Annotated in this window: 14 protein-coding genes; 8 read left to right on the top strand and 6 right to left on the bottom strand. The window is 74.4% G+C overall.

From position 1 onward, the window contains the following. Positions 1 to 192: 192 nt before the first annotated feature. Entirely contained in the window at positions 193 to 1101 is a 909-nt protein-coding gene (gene cynR, locus ACFVTF_RS20940) for a transcriptional regulator CynR (RefSeq protein ID WP_387815400.1), read from the bottom strand. 123 nt (positions 1102 to 1224) lie between these two features. Between cynR and ACFVTF_RS20935 the strand changes: the two genes are divergently transcribed. The 3 genes from ACFVTF_RS20935 (at position 1225) to ACFVTF_RS20925 (ending at position 2976) form a co-directional block, all read left to right on the top strand. After that, positions 1225 to 1839 (top strand): carbonic anhydrase, encoded by a 615-nt coding sequence (locus tag ACFVTF_RS20935; RefSeq protein ID WP_371515276.1) that lies wholly within the window; start codon positions 1225 to 1227, stop codon positions 1837 to 1839. A gap of 90 nt (positions 1840 to 1929) precedes the next feature. Continuing rightward, on the top strand, positions 1930 to 2400 hold the full coding sequence (cynS, locus tag ACFVTF_RS20930) for a cyanase (protein WP_387815397.1): 471 nt from the start codon (positions 1930 to 1932) through the stop codon (positions 2398 to 2400). A gap of 75 nt (positions 2401 to 2475) precedes the next feature. Beyond that, the gene (locus tag ACFVTF_RS20925) at positions 2476 to 2976 is read left to right on the top strand and encodes a nucleoside deaminase (protein ID WP_387815395.1); all 501 of its coding nucleotides are present in this window, start codon (positions 2476 to 2478) and stop codon (positions 2974 to 2976) included. 294 nt (positions 2977 to 3270) lie between these two features. On the opposite strand, the gene ACFVTF_RS20920 is transcribed toward ACFVTF_RS20925, so the two are convergent. Beyond that, positions 3271 to 3993 carry a histone deacetylase gene (locus ACFVTF_RS20920; RefSeq protein WP_387815393.1) on the bottom strand — a complete coding sequence of 241 codons (723 nt, stop codon included), beginning with the start codon at positions 3991 to 3993 and terminating at the stop codon, positions 3271 to 3273. Positions 3994 to 4315: 322 nt separating this feature from the next. On the opposite strand from ACFVTF_RS20920, the gene ACFVTF_RS20915 reads away from it, so the two are divergent. From ACFVTF_RS20915 to ACFVTF_RS20900, 4 genes are all read left to right on the top strand, one after another. Beyond that, complete coding sequence (locus ACFVTF_RS20915) at positions 4316 to 8311, top strand: Pls/PosA family non-ribosomal peptide synthetase (RefSeq protein WP_387815391.1); 3996 nt, start codon at positions 4316 to 4318, stop codon at positions 8309 to 8311. 97 nt (positions 8312 to 8408) lie between these two features. Continuing rightward, on the top strand, positions 8409 to 8621 hold the full coding sequence (locus ACFVTF_RS20910; RefSeq protein ID WP_371515273.1) for a DUF4287 domain-containing protein: 213 nt from the start codon (positions 8409 to 8411) through the stop codon (positions 8619 to 8621). A gap of 355 nt (positions 8622 to 8976) precedes the next feature. Continuing rightward, positions 8977 to 9564 carry a hypothetical protein gene (locus ACFVTF_RS20905; RefSeq protein WP_063352909.1) on the top strand — a complete coding sequence of 196 codons (588 nt, stop codon included), beginning with the start codon at positions 8977 to 8979 and terminating at the stop codon, positions 9562 to 9564. Between the two features lie 87 nt (positions 9565 to 9651). Beyond that, positions 9652 to 10158 carry a DUF6882 domain-containing protein gene (locus ACFVTF_RS20900; protein ID WP_387815388.1) on the top strand — a complete coding sequence of 169 codons (507 nt, stop codon included), beginning with the start codon at positions 9652 to 9654 and terminating at the stop codon, positions 10156 to 10158. 115 nt (positions 10159 to 10273) lie between these two features. Here ACFVTF_RS20900 and ACFVTF_RS20895 read toward each other — a convergent pair whose 3' ends face one another. The 4 genes from ACFVTF_RS20895 to ACFVTF_RS20880 form a co-directional block, all read right to left on the bottom strand. After that, entirely contained in the window at positions 10274 to 10915 is a 642-nt protein-coding gene (locus ACFVTF_RS20895; RefSeq protein ID WP_387815386.1) for a flavin reductase family protein, read from the bottom strand. Between the two features lie 254 nt (positions 10916 to 11169). Further along, the gene (locus ACFVTF_RS20890) at positions 11170 to 11802 is read right to left on the bottom strand and encodes a carbonic anhydrase (RefSeq protein WP_371515270.1); all 633 of its coding nucleotides are present in this window, start codon (positions 11800 to 11802) and stop codon (positions 11170 to 11172) included. Between the two features lie 237 nt (positions 11803 to 12039). After that, the gene (locus ACFVTF_RS20885; RefSeq protein WP_387815384.1) at positions 12040 to 12654 is read right to left on the bottom strand and encodes a PASTA domain-containing protein; all 615 of its coding nucleotides are present in this window, start codon (positions 12652 to 12654) and stop codon (positions 12040 to 12042) included. Next, the gene (locus tag ACFVTF_RS20880) at positions 12654 to 13193 is read right to left on the bottom strand and encodes a SigE family RNA polymerase sigma factor (RefSeq protein ID WP_387815606.1); all 540 of its coding nucleotides are present in this window, start codon (positions 13191 to 13193) and stop codon (positions 12654 to 12656) included. Before ACFVTF_RS20880 ends, ACFVTF_RS20885 begins: the two co-directional genes overlap by 1 nt. 328 nt (positions 13194 to 13521) lie before the next feature. Here ACFVTF_RS20880 and sigK point away from each other — a divergent pair, with 328 nt between their 5' ends. Continuing rightward, positions 13522 to 14163, top strand: a complete 642-nt coding sequence (sigK, locus tag ACFVTF_RS20875) for an ECF RNA polymerase sigma factor SigK (RefSeq protein ID WP_387815604.1) — start codon at positions 13522 to 13524, stop codon at positions 14161 to 14163. Positions 14164 to 14471: the final 308 nt, after the last annotated feature.

Genomic DNA, 14471 nt, shown 5'->3' with positions numbered 1-14471 from the left:
GGCGGCGGGGGGGCGGGGGGCGGGGGGGCCCCGTGCCGGGGGGGGGGGGGGCGGGGGGGGGGGGGGGCCCGGGGGGGGGGGGGCCCCGGGGCGGGGGGGGGGGGGGGGGGGGGGGGGCGGGCCCCCCCCCCCACTCCGCGGTCGTCGGGGTGCTCTCTCCTCCCGGGCGGGGGCCACCGGGCGCGACCCGCTTCAGGCCGGGCCGTCGGGGGTGTGGTCGAAGGTGTGGGCGCGGTGTCGGGCGAGGTCGCCGAAGGAGCGGGCGGCGGCGCTCTGGTAGGCGGTGTCCCGGCGGAGCAGGGCGACGGCGCGCGAGGGGAGCGGCGGGTCGACCGGGACGGAGCGCAGGTGCGGGTGTTCGCGGGTCGTGGCGTCGGGCAGCACGGTGGCGAGGCCGGTGCGTTGGACGATCGCGACGAGCGCGCTGACGGAATTGGCCTCGATGGCGGTCCGCGGCCGGACCCGGTGGTCGGAGAGGAACCGGTCGATGTGCTGCCGGGTCGCGAAGTCACCGCTGAGCAGGGCGAGTTGCTGGTCGCCCAGTTCGCGGACCGGGAGCGGGCCCGAGTGGGCCGCGTACGGGTGGTCGGAGGCGACGACGAGGCCGAGGTGCTCGGTGAACAGGGTGGTGGCGGTGATGGCCGGCAGGTGCGTTCCGCCGAAGGCGATGCCGAGGTCGAGCTGGTCGGCGGCGAGCTCGGACTCGATGCGCTCCTGTGCCAGCTCGCGGACGTCCAGGCTGATCCCGGGGTGGCGCGCGTGGAAGTCCCCGATGAGCGGCCCGGTCAGGTAGGCGGTGAAGGTCGGGGTCACGGCCAGGCGCAGGGTGCCGCGTGAGAGGTCCTTGACGTCCCGCACCGCGCGCTCGGCCGCCGCGAGGTCGCGCAGGGCCCGGCGCGCGTAGTGGGCGTAGGCCTGGCCGGCGTCGGTGAGGCGCACGGTGCGCCCGGAGCGGTCGAGGAGCTGCACGTGCAGCGAGCCCTCCAGTTGCTTGATCTGCTGCGAGAGGGTCGGCTGCGAGACGTGCAGGGCCTCGGCGGCGCGGGTGAAGTTGGCGTGCTCGGCCACGGCGAGCAGGTACCGGAGGTGGCGCAGTTCCATGAGCCAACTATAGGCAGCACTGATGGCAATGATGGCTACTGCGTCTTGGACGCTATAGGCGCAGGTCATGCATCGTGGAGGTCATCGGCAGGCACCAACGGTCGTCGAAGAAGGAGTGACCTCATGAACGAGATGGCGCAGGGTTTCCAGCGGTTCAGCCGGGAGGTGTTCCCGACCCGGGCGGCACTGTTCAAGAAGCTCGCCACCACCCATCAGCCGACCGCGCTGTTCATCGGCTGCTCGGACGCCCGGGTCGTGCCGGAGCTGATCACCCAGACCGATCCGGGCGAGCTGTTCGTCATCCGCACCGCCGGCAACCTCGTGCCCCCGTACACCCGGGGCGCGGACGGTGTCGCGGCGAGCATCGAGTACGCGCTCGGCGTGCTCGGGGTCACGGACGTGATCGTCTGCGGGCACTCCGCGTGCGGCGCGATGACCGCCCTCGCCTCCGGCGGCGACCTCGCGGGCCTGCCCGCCGTCGCCACCTGGCTGCACCACGCGGACGTCGCCAAGGCCCGCACCGACGCGGCCGAGCACCCGGCCGGCGCGGAGCGCGTCGCCGCCCTGGTGAAGGACAACGTCCTCGCCCAGCTGGCCAACCTGAGGACCCACCCGTCGGTGGCCAAGGCCCTGGTGCAGGGCCGGGTGACCCTGCACGGCTGGGTCTACGACATCGGATCCGGCTCCGCCGAGACGCTCGACACCGACAGCGGACGGTTCGTCGCCCTGGCGGGCTGACCACCGCCGTCCCCTCCGACCATCCCTCCCGCCCACCCCCAGACCAGGCCCGGGCACCCGCCCCGGACCCAACCCCGAAAGGCCCATCCCATGGTGCACGCGCAGTTCGACCAGACCGCCCGTCAGCAGCTCGCCCTGGAGGTCGTCGACGCCAAGACCCGCAAGGACCTCACCTGGCAGGAGCTCGCCGACGCGACCGGCCTGTCCGTCGCCTTCGTCACCGCCGCCCTGCTCGGCCAGCACGCCCTGCCCGCCGACGCGGCCAAGGCCGTCACCGAGCTCCTGGGCCTGGACGAGGACGCGGCCCGGCTGCTCCAGACCATCCCGCTGCGCGGCAGCATCCCCGGCGGCATCCCCACCGACCCGACCATCTACCGCTTCTACGAGATGCTCCAGGTCTACGGCACCACCCTCAAGGCCCTGGTCCACGAGCAGCTCGGCGACGGCATCATCAGCGCCATCAACTTCAAGCTCGACGTCAAGACCGTCGAGGACCCCGAGGGCGGCCACCGCGCCGTCATCACCCTGGACGGCAAGTACCTGCCCACCAAGCCGTTCTGATCCCCGTGCGGGCCGGGGGCGGCCGACAGGCCCCCGGCCCGCCGTCCCACCCCCGACCAGTAGGGAGCCGCCACCGTGGACTTCGCCCAGCACACCATCGACCTCGCCCGCCGCAACGTCGCCGAAGGCGGGCGCCCGTTCGCCACCGTCATCGTCAAGGACGGCGAGATCCTCGCCGAGAGCCCGAACAGGGTCGCCCAGACCGGCGACCCCACCGCGCACGCCGAGATCCTCGCCATCCGCGACGCCTGCACGAGGCTCGGCACCGAGCACCTGACCGGCACCACCATCTACGTCCTCGCCCACCCCTGCCCGATGTGCCTGGGCTCGCTGTACTACTGCAGCCCCGACGAGGTCGTCTTCCTCACCACCCGCGACGACTACGAACCGCACTACGTTGACGACCGCAAGTACTTCGAACTCGCCACCTTCTACGCCGAGTTCGCCAAGAACTGGGACGAGCGCCGGATGCCGATGCGCTACCTGCCCAGCGACGCGGCCATCGACGTCTACCGGGCGTGGCGCGAGCGCAACGGCGGCGAACGCCGCGTCGCCGGCGCGCCCGTCGCGGCCTGACGAGGGCGCACACGATGCCCGAGCCGATCGAGAAGGCCGCGTGGATCCGGCTGGAGAACGGCCGGGTCCACGCCGCCGCGGACCTCCCCCTGCTCCTGCACGGCCAGCGCTCGAGCTGAAGGGCGCGATCTTAAAACCGCCTTTGACGAAGCCGCCGGGTGGCCGCCGCCGGCCGCCGCCACCCGCCGGCGGGAAGTGCCGGTCCGCCCGTGCGGTGGCCTGGCGCTTCCTTTGCCTGATGTGGCCGGAACCCGTGTAGTTGTCACCGTACGGTCACCACGGGGTGAACAACACCTAAAGGTCCAGACCACCGCCCAGTACGGCCAGGACGTCCGCCGCGTTCCAGTGCCCGGCGGCGCCCGGGCGAGAGGCCAGGTAGTCGGCGCAGCGGCGCGCGTTCCAGCCGTGGGACTCGGCCAGGCCCGCGGCCAGGGTGCGCAGATAGGGCGCCGACGGCGGATTGAGTTCGGCGCCGGCCAGGCCTTCGGGGGCGGTGAAGGTCAGCAGCGGGTGGCCGTCCAGCTCGCCCGCGTGCACCAGCGTCTCGTACCGGCCGGGCCCGAGCCGGTCGCGTCCTCGGGCGAGGGTGCGGGTGAGGTCGAGGTCGGTGCCGGGGCTGCGGCGCATCTCCTGGGCGGCGATGTCACTGAACTGACTGATCGTCATCAAATAGATGCGACAAGGAAGTTCATCCGGGGCGTCCGGATCGTAGAAGCCGCTGCCGCCGCCCCACACCGCCGACTCCCGCGCGAAGTACAGCGTGCCGGGCAGCACCGCGGCCACGTCCCGGCGTGGCGGTCGGTGGTCGCGGCAGCCGGGGTAGGTGCGCGCGCCGCCGTCGGGGCGGCCGCCGCGCAGGTAGCAGGCGAGCCGGGCGGCGTGCAGGTTCGACCCGTACGCCGCGTACCAGACGAGCCGCGCGCCGCCATCCGAGCCGCCCTCGGGGTCGCCGGCCGTGCTGCCGGACGCGCCGCCCCCGCCCCCGGCCGGCCACCGGCGGGATCCGGCCACCGCCATCGCTAAACCTCCAGATTTGGTGGGTCCGCTTTCACTACCGGTAGCGTCCCCGCCGCTATGGCGTAGACCACTCTTCGCCTTCCCGTCATATGCCTCCTGCCTCTGGCGATTACCCTTCGCCACCGAAAGCGATCGAAAAACCCCGAAATGACTTTCGAATCGTTCCCTGATGCCCCCATATGTCGCCGAAAATGAAAAGTTCCTTTGACTCCACCTTCACGGCATCCAGCGGGCTCCCAGTCGAGTCATGGTGAGTGAGGCACCACGCAAGGTGACTCCCCGCATTCATCCTTATGACTACTCCCAGCCGAGGACACTCCTTATGGACGCACGCCAGGACATGGCAGGCCCGGGAACGCTGAACCGTCCCGGGCCCGCTCACGCCGCCGGTTGGCCGGCCGTCCGGCCCGCGCACCCCCGCAGCCTGCTCGACATCGTCACCGCCACCGCCGACGCCCACCCGCACGCACCCGCGCTGGACACCGGCACCGCCGTACTCGACTACCGCGCCCTCATGCACGAGGTCGACACCCTCGCCGGCGTCCTCGCCGGGCACGGCATCGGCGCCGGAGACCGGGTCGGCGTGCGCATCCCCTCCGGCACCGCCGACCTGTACGTCGCCATCCTGGCCGTGCTGCGCTGCGGCGCCGCCTACGTGCCCGTCGACGCCGACGACCCCGACGAGCGCGCCGACATGATCTGGCAGGACGCCCAGGTGTGCGCCGTCCTCGGCGCCGAACGCCGACTCGCCCCCGGCTCCGCGGCCGGGCCCGGCGGCAACCCCGCCTGGCCCACCCCCGACGACGACGCGTGGATCATCTTCACCTCCGGCACCACCGGCCGCCCCAAGGGCGTCGCCGTCACCCACCGCTCCGCGGCCGCCTTCGTCGACGCCGAGGCCCGCCTCTTCCTCCAGCAGCAGCCGCTCGGCCCCGGCGACCGCGTCCTGGCCGGCCTGTCGGTGGCCTTCGACGCCTCCTGCGAGGAGATGTGGCTGGCCTGGCGCCACGGCGCCTGCCTGGTGCCCGCCCCCCGCTCCCTCGTCAAGGCCGGCACCGACCTCGGCCCCTGGCTCGTCGAGCGCCGCATCACCGCCATCTCCACCGTCCCCACCCTGCTCGCCCTGTGGCCGCAGGAGTGCCTGGACGCCGTGCGCCTGATCATCGTCGGCGGCGAGGCCTGCCCCGCCGAACTCGTCGAGCGCCTCGCCACCCCCGGCCGCGAGTTCTGGAACACCTACGGCCCCACCGAGACCACCGTCGTCGCCACCGCCGCCCGCATGCTCCCCGGCCAGCCCGTACGCATCGGCACCCCCCTGGACGGCTGGGAGATCGCCGTCGTCGACGCCGCCGGCCACCCCGTCCCCTGGTACGAGACCGGCGAACTCCTCATCACCGGCATCGGCACCGCCCGCTACCTCGACCCCGCCAAGGACGCCGAGAAGTTCAGCGCCCACCCCGCCCTCGCCTCCCCCCGCGTCTACCGCAGCGGCGACCTCGTGCGCAACGACCCCGAAGGCCTCGTCTTCGTCGGCCGCGCCGACGACCAGATCAAACTCGGCGGCCGGCGCATCGAACTCGGCGAGATCGACGCCGCCCTCCAGGCCCTGCCCGGCATCCGCGCCGCGGCCGCCGCCGTCCGCAAGAGCCCCGCCGGCGCCGACCTCCTGGTCGGCTACCTCGTCGCCCAGCCCGGCACCACCCCCGACCTCACCGCCGCCCGCCAGCACCTGCTCGGACGCCTGCCCGCCCCGCTCGTGCCCGTCCTCGCCCTCGTCGACTCCCTGCCCACCCGCACCTCCGGCAAGGTCGACCGCAACGCCCTGCCCTGGCCGCTCGCCACCACCGGCACCGCCACCCCCGGCACCGCCACCCCCCTGGACGGCACCGCCGGCTGGCTCGCCGGCCGCTGGGAGAGCATGCTCGGCATGGCCCCCGGCCACGGCGACGACTTCTTCGCCCTCGGCGGCTCCAGCCTCACCGCCGCCCGCCTCGTCTCCGAACTGCGCACCCGCCACCCCGGCGTCTCCGTCGCCGACCTCTACGCCCACCCCGTCCTCGGCGACCTCGCCGACTACCTCGACAACCTCGCCGGCCCCCCTCATCCCGGCGGCGCCGCGCACACCCCCGCCCCCGCCCCCACCCGCACCGTGCGCCGCACCCCCGCCAGCGCCGGCCTGTGGCAGACCCTCATCCTGCTCGGCGTCTTCGGCATCTCCGGACTGCGCTGGATCCTCGCCCTCACCGCCTTCGACAACCTCATCGGCAACCACCTCAGCTGGGCCCCGCACAGCTCCTGGTGGCCCGTCGCCGCCGGCCTCCTCCTCTTCTACAGCGCCCCCGGCCGCACCCTCCTCGCCGCCGGCGCCGCCCGCCTGCTCACCGCCGGCCTGCGTCCCGGCACCCACCCCCGCGGCGGCCAGGCCCACCTGCGACTGTGGGCCGCCGAACGCGCCGTCACCCTCTTCGGCGTCGGCGCCCTCGCCGGCACCCCCTGGGCCCTGCGCTACGCCCGCGCGCTCGGCTGCCGCATCGGCACCGGCGTCCTCCTGCACACCCTGCCCCCCGTCACCGGCCTGGCCCGCATCGGCGCCGGCGCCACCGTCGAACCCGAAGCCGACATCGCCGGCTGGTGGCTCGACGGCGACACCCTCCACCTGGGCCACATCGACATCGGCGACGGCGCCCGCATCGGCGGCCGCTCCACCCTCATGCCCGGCGCCCGCATCGGCGCCGGCGCCGACATCGCCCCCGGCTCCTGCGTCACCGGCGCCGTACCCGCCGGCGAACACTGGCACGGCTCCCCGGCCCGGCCCTCCACCGAGGCCCGCACCACCTGGCCCGCGGCCACCGCCACCCCCCGCTCCCGCTTCTGGAACCTCGCCTACGGCGTCGGCCTGACCGTCTTCGGCCTCCTGCCGATCATCGCCGCCCTCCCCGCGCTCGCCATCGTCTTCACGATGGTCGACACCGACCGCACCCTCACCGCGGCCCTCCTCCAGCTCCTGCCCGCCACCATCCCGCTGGCCGCCCTCACCCTGGTGTGCCACGCCACGCTGATAGCGACCACGGTCCGCCTCCTGTCCATCCCGCTGCGCCCCGGCTTCCACCCCGCCCACGGCCGCGTCGCCTACTGCGCCTGGGCCGTCACCCGGCTCAGCGACACCGCCCGGCGCACCCTCTTCCCCTTCTACGCCAGCCTCTTCACCCCGGTGTGGCTGCGCCTGCTCGGCGCCAAGGTCGGCCGCCGCGTCGAAGCCTCCACCGTCCTGGCCCTGCCCGGCCTGATGCGCGTCGACGACGGCGCCTTCCTCGCCGACGACACCCTCGTCGCTCCCTACGAGCTGCGCGCCGGCTGGCTGCACATCGGCCCCGCGCACGTCGGGCGCCGCTCCTTCGTCGGCAACTCCGGCATCGTCGGCCCCGGCCGCCGACTGCCCGACAACTCCCTCGTCGGCGTCCTGTCCGACACTCCCGTCAACGCCCCCGAAGGCTCCTCCTGGCTCGGCCGCCCCGCCTTCGCCCTGCCGCGCGTCGCGGCCGCCGGCGGCGACGCCCGCACCTACAACCCGCCCCGGCGCCTGATGTGGGCCCGCGCCGGCGTCGAACTGTGCCGCCTGCTGCCCATCGTCCTCGCCGCCCTCCTCGGCGACCTCGTCCTCGCCACCCTCCAGGAACTGCGCGACGACTACGGCCTCCCGCGCGCCCTGGCCGCCGCCGGCCTCGTCCTCATCGGCGCCGCCGTCATCGCCTGCCTGGTCACCACCGCCGCCAAGTGGCTCCTCGTCGGGCGCTTCCGCGTCGCCGAACACCCCCTGTGGTCCACCTTCGTGTGGCGCAACGAGCTCTACGACAGCTTCGTCGAGGAACTCGCCATGCCCTTCGGCGGCTCCACCATCACCGGCACGCCCTACCTCAACGCCTGGCTGCGCAGCCTCGGCGCCCACATCGGGCGCGGCGTGTGGTGCGAGACGCACTGGCTGCCCGAGAGCGACCTCGTCACCGTCGAGGCCGGCGCCAGCGTCAACCGCGGCACCGTCCTGCAGACCCACCTCTTCCACGACCGGGTCATGCGCCTGGGCCCCGTCCACCTCGGCCCCGGCTCCACCACCGGCCCGCACTCCATCGTCCTGCTCAACTCCTCCCTCGGCGCCGGCACCACCGTCGGCCCCGCCTCCCTGGTCATGCGCGGCGAGAACGTCCCCGGCACCACCCGCTGGCTCGGCAACCCCGTCGCCGCCTGGAACGCCGACCCCGCCCTCGCCCTCACCCCCGTCCCCGTCGCCGGGCGGCGGGCCAAGCGCAAGGTCGGAGTGTGACGCAGATCACTGCCGCTGGGCGATGAGTTGACGATGCGGTCGCGGTCCTACCCGGGTAGACCGCGACCGCATCCGTTCCCGAAAGGGCGTACCGACCATGACCGCCACCCCCGCCAAGGGCCCCGCCGGCTACTTCCCGTCCATCGAGAAGAAGTACGGCCGACCCGTCGCCGAGTGGAAGGACCTCATCCGGGCCTCCCCGCTCGGCAAGCACATGGAGCTCGTCGCCTGGCTCAAGACCGAGCACGGCCTCGGCCACGGCCACGCCAACGCCCTCGTCGCCCACACCCTCGCCGAAGCCGCGGCCTGAGCTCGCCGCCCGGCTCTGCTGGTGACGCCCGGTTCCCGGCTCTGCTGGTGACGCCCGGTTCCCGGCTCTGCTGGTGACGCCCGGCCTGCGCCCCGCGGCGGGTAGCGGATGGCGGGCCGGCGGACGACGACGGGGCCGGGGCCGCCTGCGGCACGATCGGGAAGCAGGCGGCCCCGGACCCGGGTCGTTCCGTACGGGCGGGGCATCGACCGCGATGCCCGTACGGCTGCGGTCGGGACCCATTCGACGACTTCAACAGCACTTGAAGTCAAGCCCCCGGCGGCCCGGGGCGCCGGAGGGCGGGGTAGCCTCGCTCCCGGCGGGGGCCGGCGGACGAGGTTTCAGGGGCGGTCGAATGGAACAGCAACAGCGCGGCTACTGGCGGGTCGCGGACGGTTCGGCGGTCAGCTCCACCCAGGCCCAGGTCGCCTGGACCAGGGCCGCCTACCCGGCCCTGGTGGACGTGGCCCGCCGCTACCACGCGGTGATCACCTACTCCGAACTGGCCGAGACCGTGCAGGAGGCGGCCGGAGTGCGCACCCGGGTGCACCAGCGCACCTGGATCGGCAAGGTCCTGGCCCTGGTGGTGCGCGAGGCGCACCGCCGCGGGGACCCGCCGCTGACCGCACTGGTGGTCCACTCCACCGACGGCATGGTCGGCGTCGGCTACCAGGAAGTGCTGGCCGTGGCCGGACAGCCGCCGCTGGCAGCGGACATGGACCGCGAACACCACGCCGCCGCCGCCCGCCTCGCCTGCTACCGGCACTTCGGCGCCCAGCTCCCCGCCGACGGCGGCACCCCCGCCCTGGCCCCGCGCCTGCAAGCGGCCGTCAACCGCAAGGCGGCCGCCGCCACCCCGCCCCGCCCCCCGGCGATCTGCCCCTCCTGCTTCCTCCAACTGCCCGCCACCCGCATCTGCGACTCCTGCGGCGCCAGCGCGTAGGGGCCCTCCTGCGGATCACGCCGGGCCCGGACGGAGCAGCAGGCCGAATGGGATGATCTTGCCGGCAGTTCCGTACGAGGAGGCACGGTGGACGACCATTCGAAGCACGACCACTCCCGGTGGGAGGGCGTCGTGATCGCGGCCCGCGAACGTGCCCGCTCGCGGCAGGCCCTCATGGTCGAGCGCTTCGGACTGTCAGGTGACGTGCAGTACCACTGGTCGATGGACGACGCGCGGATCACCTGGTCGCGCAGGAGGAAGTGGTCGCGCAGGAGCGAGGTGTTCCTCACCGGCCGGCTCACGATGATCGGCAGCGTCAGCCTCGCCCGGCAGACCTGGCTGTGGTCCTGGGCGAACGAGTCGCTGCCGCCCGCCGTCCTGGGCGACATCGAACGGGTGCGGCGCTTCGGCGAGGACGACGACTTCCCCGTCCTGCCGTGGCCGGGCTTCGACTCCCACCCCGAACTCGTCGCCGAGGCGCGGACGGTCGCGGCCTCGGTGCTCGACGCCGACGGGCTGTGGATGGAGTCGACGGACGACACCGAGCTCCACTTCCTGCTCCACGACCTGGTGCCCGCCGCGGCGGCCGACTAGACGGACGGGCGGGACGCCGGGCGGTCGGGCGGGCGCTCGGCTGGGCGGTCGGGTAGGCGGACGGCTCGTCGGACGGCCGGGCGGGCGGCGGGGCCCGCGGACCCGCGGCGGGGCGTCAGGCCCGGACCCCGGCGGGCAGGCGGCCCGGCATCTGCCAGCCCTCGGCGAGCCGGGAGGGGGCGAGCCGGCGCCCGTCGCCGAAGAACTCGCAGAACTTCATGATCAGCGGATCCCAGCCGAGCGGGTCCACGTAGTGGTCCGTACCGGGCACGAGCAGGCGCTCCTCGACGTGCGCGCGCACCACGGTGACCTCGAAGGCGGTGCAGTGCGGGTTGCCCGCCAGCGGCGCGGCCGCTTCCAGCCGGCACTCCAGCTGGACCGGGCACTCGGCGACGCGCGGCGCGCGCACCAGCTCCGACGGCTGCTCGGTGAGCCCGGCGGCGGCGAACTTGCCCCGCTCGAAGCGGTAGCCCTGCTGCCGCCGGTGCTCGGTCACATCCGGGTTGGCGGTCAGCAGCGCGAGGGCGTCGACGGCGTCCACCTGCCCGGAGGAGGGCAGGTTGAGCACGCACTCGCCCTCGCGCCGCAGGTTGACGGCCGTCTGGGCGGTGTTGCCCAGGCCCAGCACGCAGGACTGGCCCAGCCACCACGCCGAGGACATCGGCGCCAGGTTGGCGCCGCCGTCCTCGTTGCGCGAGCTGATCAGCACCACCGGGGTGCCGAAGTAGAGGACCTTGAGGTCGGTGGCCTTGTGCACGGGAGCCGTCCTTGGGTGGGGAACCGTTGCCGGCCTCCGACTCTGCCCCCGCCCGGGAGGGGGCGCTGGCGGCGATCGGACACCGCGTTCCCGGCCCCGGCGGGGGCGCGCGGCCCTACGCCGGACGGCCCTACGTTGGACGGCCCCGCACGCATCGGCTCGGCCCGACGTGCCGGCACGGTCCGGCGCGCCGGCAAGGCCTGGCACGCCGGTTCGGCCGTACGGGCGGGTTCAGCGCCCGTACGGGCCGGCGGTCAGAACGCGGCGCTGACCGGACCGCGGGCGGCCACCGTACGGGCCTGGCCGTCGCGCAGCCGGTAGGACAGGCCCACGACGGCCGCCGAGCCCTCGGCCACCTTGGCGGCCAGCAGCTGGGAACGCTCCAGCAGCAGGTCCACGGTCTGGCGGATGTGCTCGTCGACGATCCCGTCCGGGTCCTCGATGCCCGCGGCCCGGGCCGACACCACGCTCGGGGTGACCCGCTCCACCACGTCCCGCACGAACCCGCCCGGCAGCCGCCCCTGGTCCAGGGCATCCATCGCCGCGCCCACCGCGCCGCACGAGTCGTGCCCCAGCACCACCACCAGCGGGCACTCCAGCACGCTCACCCCGTACTCGATGCTGCCCAGCGCCTCCGCCCCGGTGACGTGCCCGGCCGTCCGCACCACGAACAGGTCGCCCAGCCCCCGGTCGAAGATGATCTCGGCCGCCAGCCGGGAGTCCGAACAGCCGAACAGCACCGCGAAGGGCCGCTGAGCCGGCGCGAGGGCGGCCCTGCGCCCGGCGTCCTGGTTGGGGTGCTCCGGGCTGCCCGCGACGAAACGGGCATTGCCCTCCATCAGCACCCGCATCGCCTGGTCGGGGCCGGATATCGGTGAGGAGATCATGCCTGCACCCTAGATCGCCGCAGGTGGGGCCCGCAGCAGGGGGGCCGGGGCAGGGGCCCGCCACCGCGTCGCTCCTCACCCGGCCGGCCCGGTCCACAGCCCAGTCGGCCCAGTCCACGGCCCGCCCGCCCTGCTGCGGCCGGCCTCGCCCGGCCGCTTCGCCGCCCGTGTGGCGGGAGGCCGGGGGATGTCGTCAACTCGCCGCCTGAGTGGCGGTGTTGGGCGTGACGGTGCCGGTCAGCGGCCCGGCCTGCCCTTGGAGACGAACACCTGGACCGTCGAGTGCTCGGGCGCGGTGTGGCCGGCCTGCGGCGCGGAGTTGATGACCGACCCGGCGGGCACGTTCCAGTCGGTGAACTCGTGGACCTCGTAGCGCAGTCCCGCCGCCTCCAGCGCCCTGACGGCCGCGTCCTTGGCCAGGTTGACGACCGGCGGCACACTCACCTGCACCCCGTCGGTCGGCTGCATCAACGGGGAGGGGGTGCCGAAGGCCATCGACGGCCCGGGCGCGGGAGCGGACCCGGCGGGGGATGGCGCGCCGGAGGACATCGGCGCCGAAGCGTTCGCGGGGCCCGCGGGCAGGCCACCGGAGGGCGACGGGCCCGAACCCGGCGCGAGCAGTGCCGCACCCGTGCCGATGGCGACCACCGCGGCCACCGCCACCGCGCCGCCGAGCACGGCGGTGCGACGGCGCACCGTGCGCCGGATGGCGAGGGCGTCGACGACGGGGGGCGGGGTGCTGTCGGCGAACGCGGTCATGGTGGCGAGGAGTTCCTTGTCGAAGTCGGGGCCGAAGCCAGGGTCGGGGGAGGGGCGGCCGGGGACGGGATCGTGGGACGGGAAGCGGGTCATCACGCACCTCCGCGCGAGGTCGGCGGCGCGGACGGGACGTCCTGCCGGGGCAGTGCGGCCCGCAGTTTCGCGAGGCCGCGGGCGAGTTGGGAGCGCACGGCGCCGGGGGAGATGTCCAGCGTCTGCGCGATCTCCTGGTCCCCCAGGTCGTGGAGGTAGTACAGGACGACCACGGTGCGCATCCCCATCGGCAGCGTGTGCAGCGCCGTGACGAGCTCCGCGCGCAACTCCACCGACCGGTAGGCGTCGCGCGGGTCGGCGTGCTCGGCGCCGGGCGCCGCGGCGGGCCGCTCGCCGGAGCGGCTCAGCCGCCGCCAGCGGTCGTTGGCCAGGTTCACCAGGATCCGGCGCACGTACGCCTCGGGCGCCTCCGCGGCCGCCACCCGCCGCCAGTTGCGGCAGGACCGTTCCAGCGCCTCCTGGACGAGGTCCTCCGCGGTGTGCGCGTCCCCGGTGAGCACGTACGCCGTCCGGAACAGCGCGCCCGAACGCTGCTGTACGAACTCGACGAAGTCGATCCCGGGACTGGCCCTGCGCAGCCTCACCCGCCGCCCTCGCTCTCTTCACTCTTCCGCCGTCACCTTCGCCCCCATGACGGACCCCGGCGCCGCCCTGCTGCACGGCCATCGCGAAAGTGGCGCGGCTCACAACGCTTCGAAGCCGCACGGGCCGCACGGGCCGGACGGACCGCACGGGCCGGACCACTGCGGCAGCCCCGGGAGCACGCGCGCGGGCACAACGATGCGCAAACGATGCGACTAGCCCGGGCGGTGGCCGCTCCGAGACGGTCGCAGTGTGCACGCACTGATCGACCGGCCGGCACCCCGGCCCCCGGAGCCCCGGCCCCCGACAGACGAGAGGCCCCGCATCGGACCCCCCGGCACCGAACCTTCGGGCGGCGGCGGACAGGCCGGGCTGCGCGCCCTGGCGGCACGCGTGGCCGGCGGCGACGAGCGGGCCTTCGAGGAGCTGTACGCCGCCACCGCCGGAACCGTCCTGGGCCTGGTGCTGCGGGTGCTGCGCGACCACGCCCAGGCCGAGGAGGTCACCCAGGAGGTGTTCCTACAGGTGTGGCGGGAGGCGGCGCGCTACCGCCCCGAACGCGGCGAGGTCCTGCCCTGGATGCTCACCCTCGCCCACCGGCGCGCCGTCGACCGGGTCCGCTCCGCCCAGGCCACCGCCGACCGCGACCGCACCGCCGCCCTGCGCGCCTACACCCCGGTCTTCGACGAGGTCGCCGACCAGGTCGAACGCGACCTGGACCGCGGCCGGGAACGCGAACGGGTCCGCCGCGCCCTGGCCACCCTCACCGACGTCCAGCGCGAATGCCTGCTGCTGGTCTACTACGGCGGCCGCACCCAAGCCCAGGCCGCCGAAGCCCTCGGCGCCCCCCTCGGCACCGTCAAGACCCGCATCCGCGACGCCCTGCTACGCCTGCGCACCCAACTCGCCGACCCCCCACCCCACCCGGCACAGCCCCGCACCCGCACCTGCCTGCCGAATCTGTAGACCGACCTGCATATTCCTCTCGGGCTCGCGGTCGTGGTGCGCGCAGGAGGTCGACGGCTTCGACTTCCTGTGCGCGTCGCGTCGGCGGCACGGTTCTGTGCCTGGGCCCGCACCTGCCGGGGGTCCTCGGCGCGCCGGGGAGTGAATCTGTAGACCGACCTACATATTCCCCTCGGGCCCGCGGCCGTGGTGCGCGCAGGAAGTCGGCGGGTCCGACTTCCTGTGCGCGTCGCGTCGGCGGCACGGTTCTGTGCCTGGGCCCGCACCTGCCGGGGGTCCTCGGCGCGCCGGGGAGTGAATCTGTAGAC

The sequence above is a fragment of the Kitasatospora sp. NPDC057940 genome, assembly GCF_042887425.1.
GTDB lineage: Bacteria > Actinomycetota > Actinomycetes > Streptomycetales > Streptomycetaceae > Kitasatospora.
The sequence above is the reverse complement of the archived record's forward strand: the minus strand, read 5'-3'. Positions and strand labels throughout refer to the sequence as shown.

Excerpts from the sequence above, each read along its gene's own strand:
- ACFVTF_RS20920 (WP_387815393.1), bottom strand. The coding sequence starts at position 3,993 with ATGGCGGTGGCCGGATCCCGCCGGTGGCCGGCCGGGGGCGGGGGCGGC.
- cynS (WP_387815397.1), top strand. The coding sequence starts at position 1,930 with ATGGTGCACGCGCAGTTCGACCAGACCGCCCGTCAGCAGCTCGCCCTG.
- ACFVTF_RS20905 (WP_063352909.1), top strand. The coding sequence starts at position 8,977 with ATGGAACAGCAACAGCGCGGCTACTGGCGGGTCGCGGACGGTTCGGCG.
- ACFVTF_RS20910 (WP_371515273.1), top strand. The coding sequence starts at position 8,409 with ATGACCGCCACCCCCGCCAAGGGCCCCGCCGGCTACTTCCCGTCCATC.
- cynR (WP_387815400.1), bottom strand. The coding sequence starts at position 1,101 with ATGGAACTGCGCCACCTCCGGTACCTGCTCGCCGTGGCCGAGCACGCC.
- ACFVTF_RS20885 (WP_387815384.1), bottom strand. The coding sequence starts at position 12,654 with ATGACCCGCTTCCCGTCCCACGATCCCGTCCCCGGCCGCCCCTCCCCC.
- ACFVTF_RS20935 (WP_371515276.1), top strand. The coding sequence starts at position 1,225 with ATGAACGAGATGGCGCAGGGTTTCCAGCGGTTCAGCCGGGAGGTGTTC.
- ACFVTF_RS20915 (WP_387815391.1), top strand. The coding sequence starts at position 4,316 with ATGGACGCACGCCAGGACATGGCAGGCCCGGGAACGCTGAACCGTCCC.
- ACFVTF_RS20890 (WP_371515270.1), bottom strand. The coding sequence starts at position 11,802 with ATGATCTCCTCACCGATATCCGGCCCCGACCAGGCGATGCGGGTGCTG.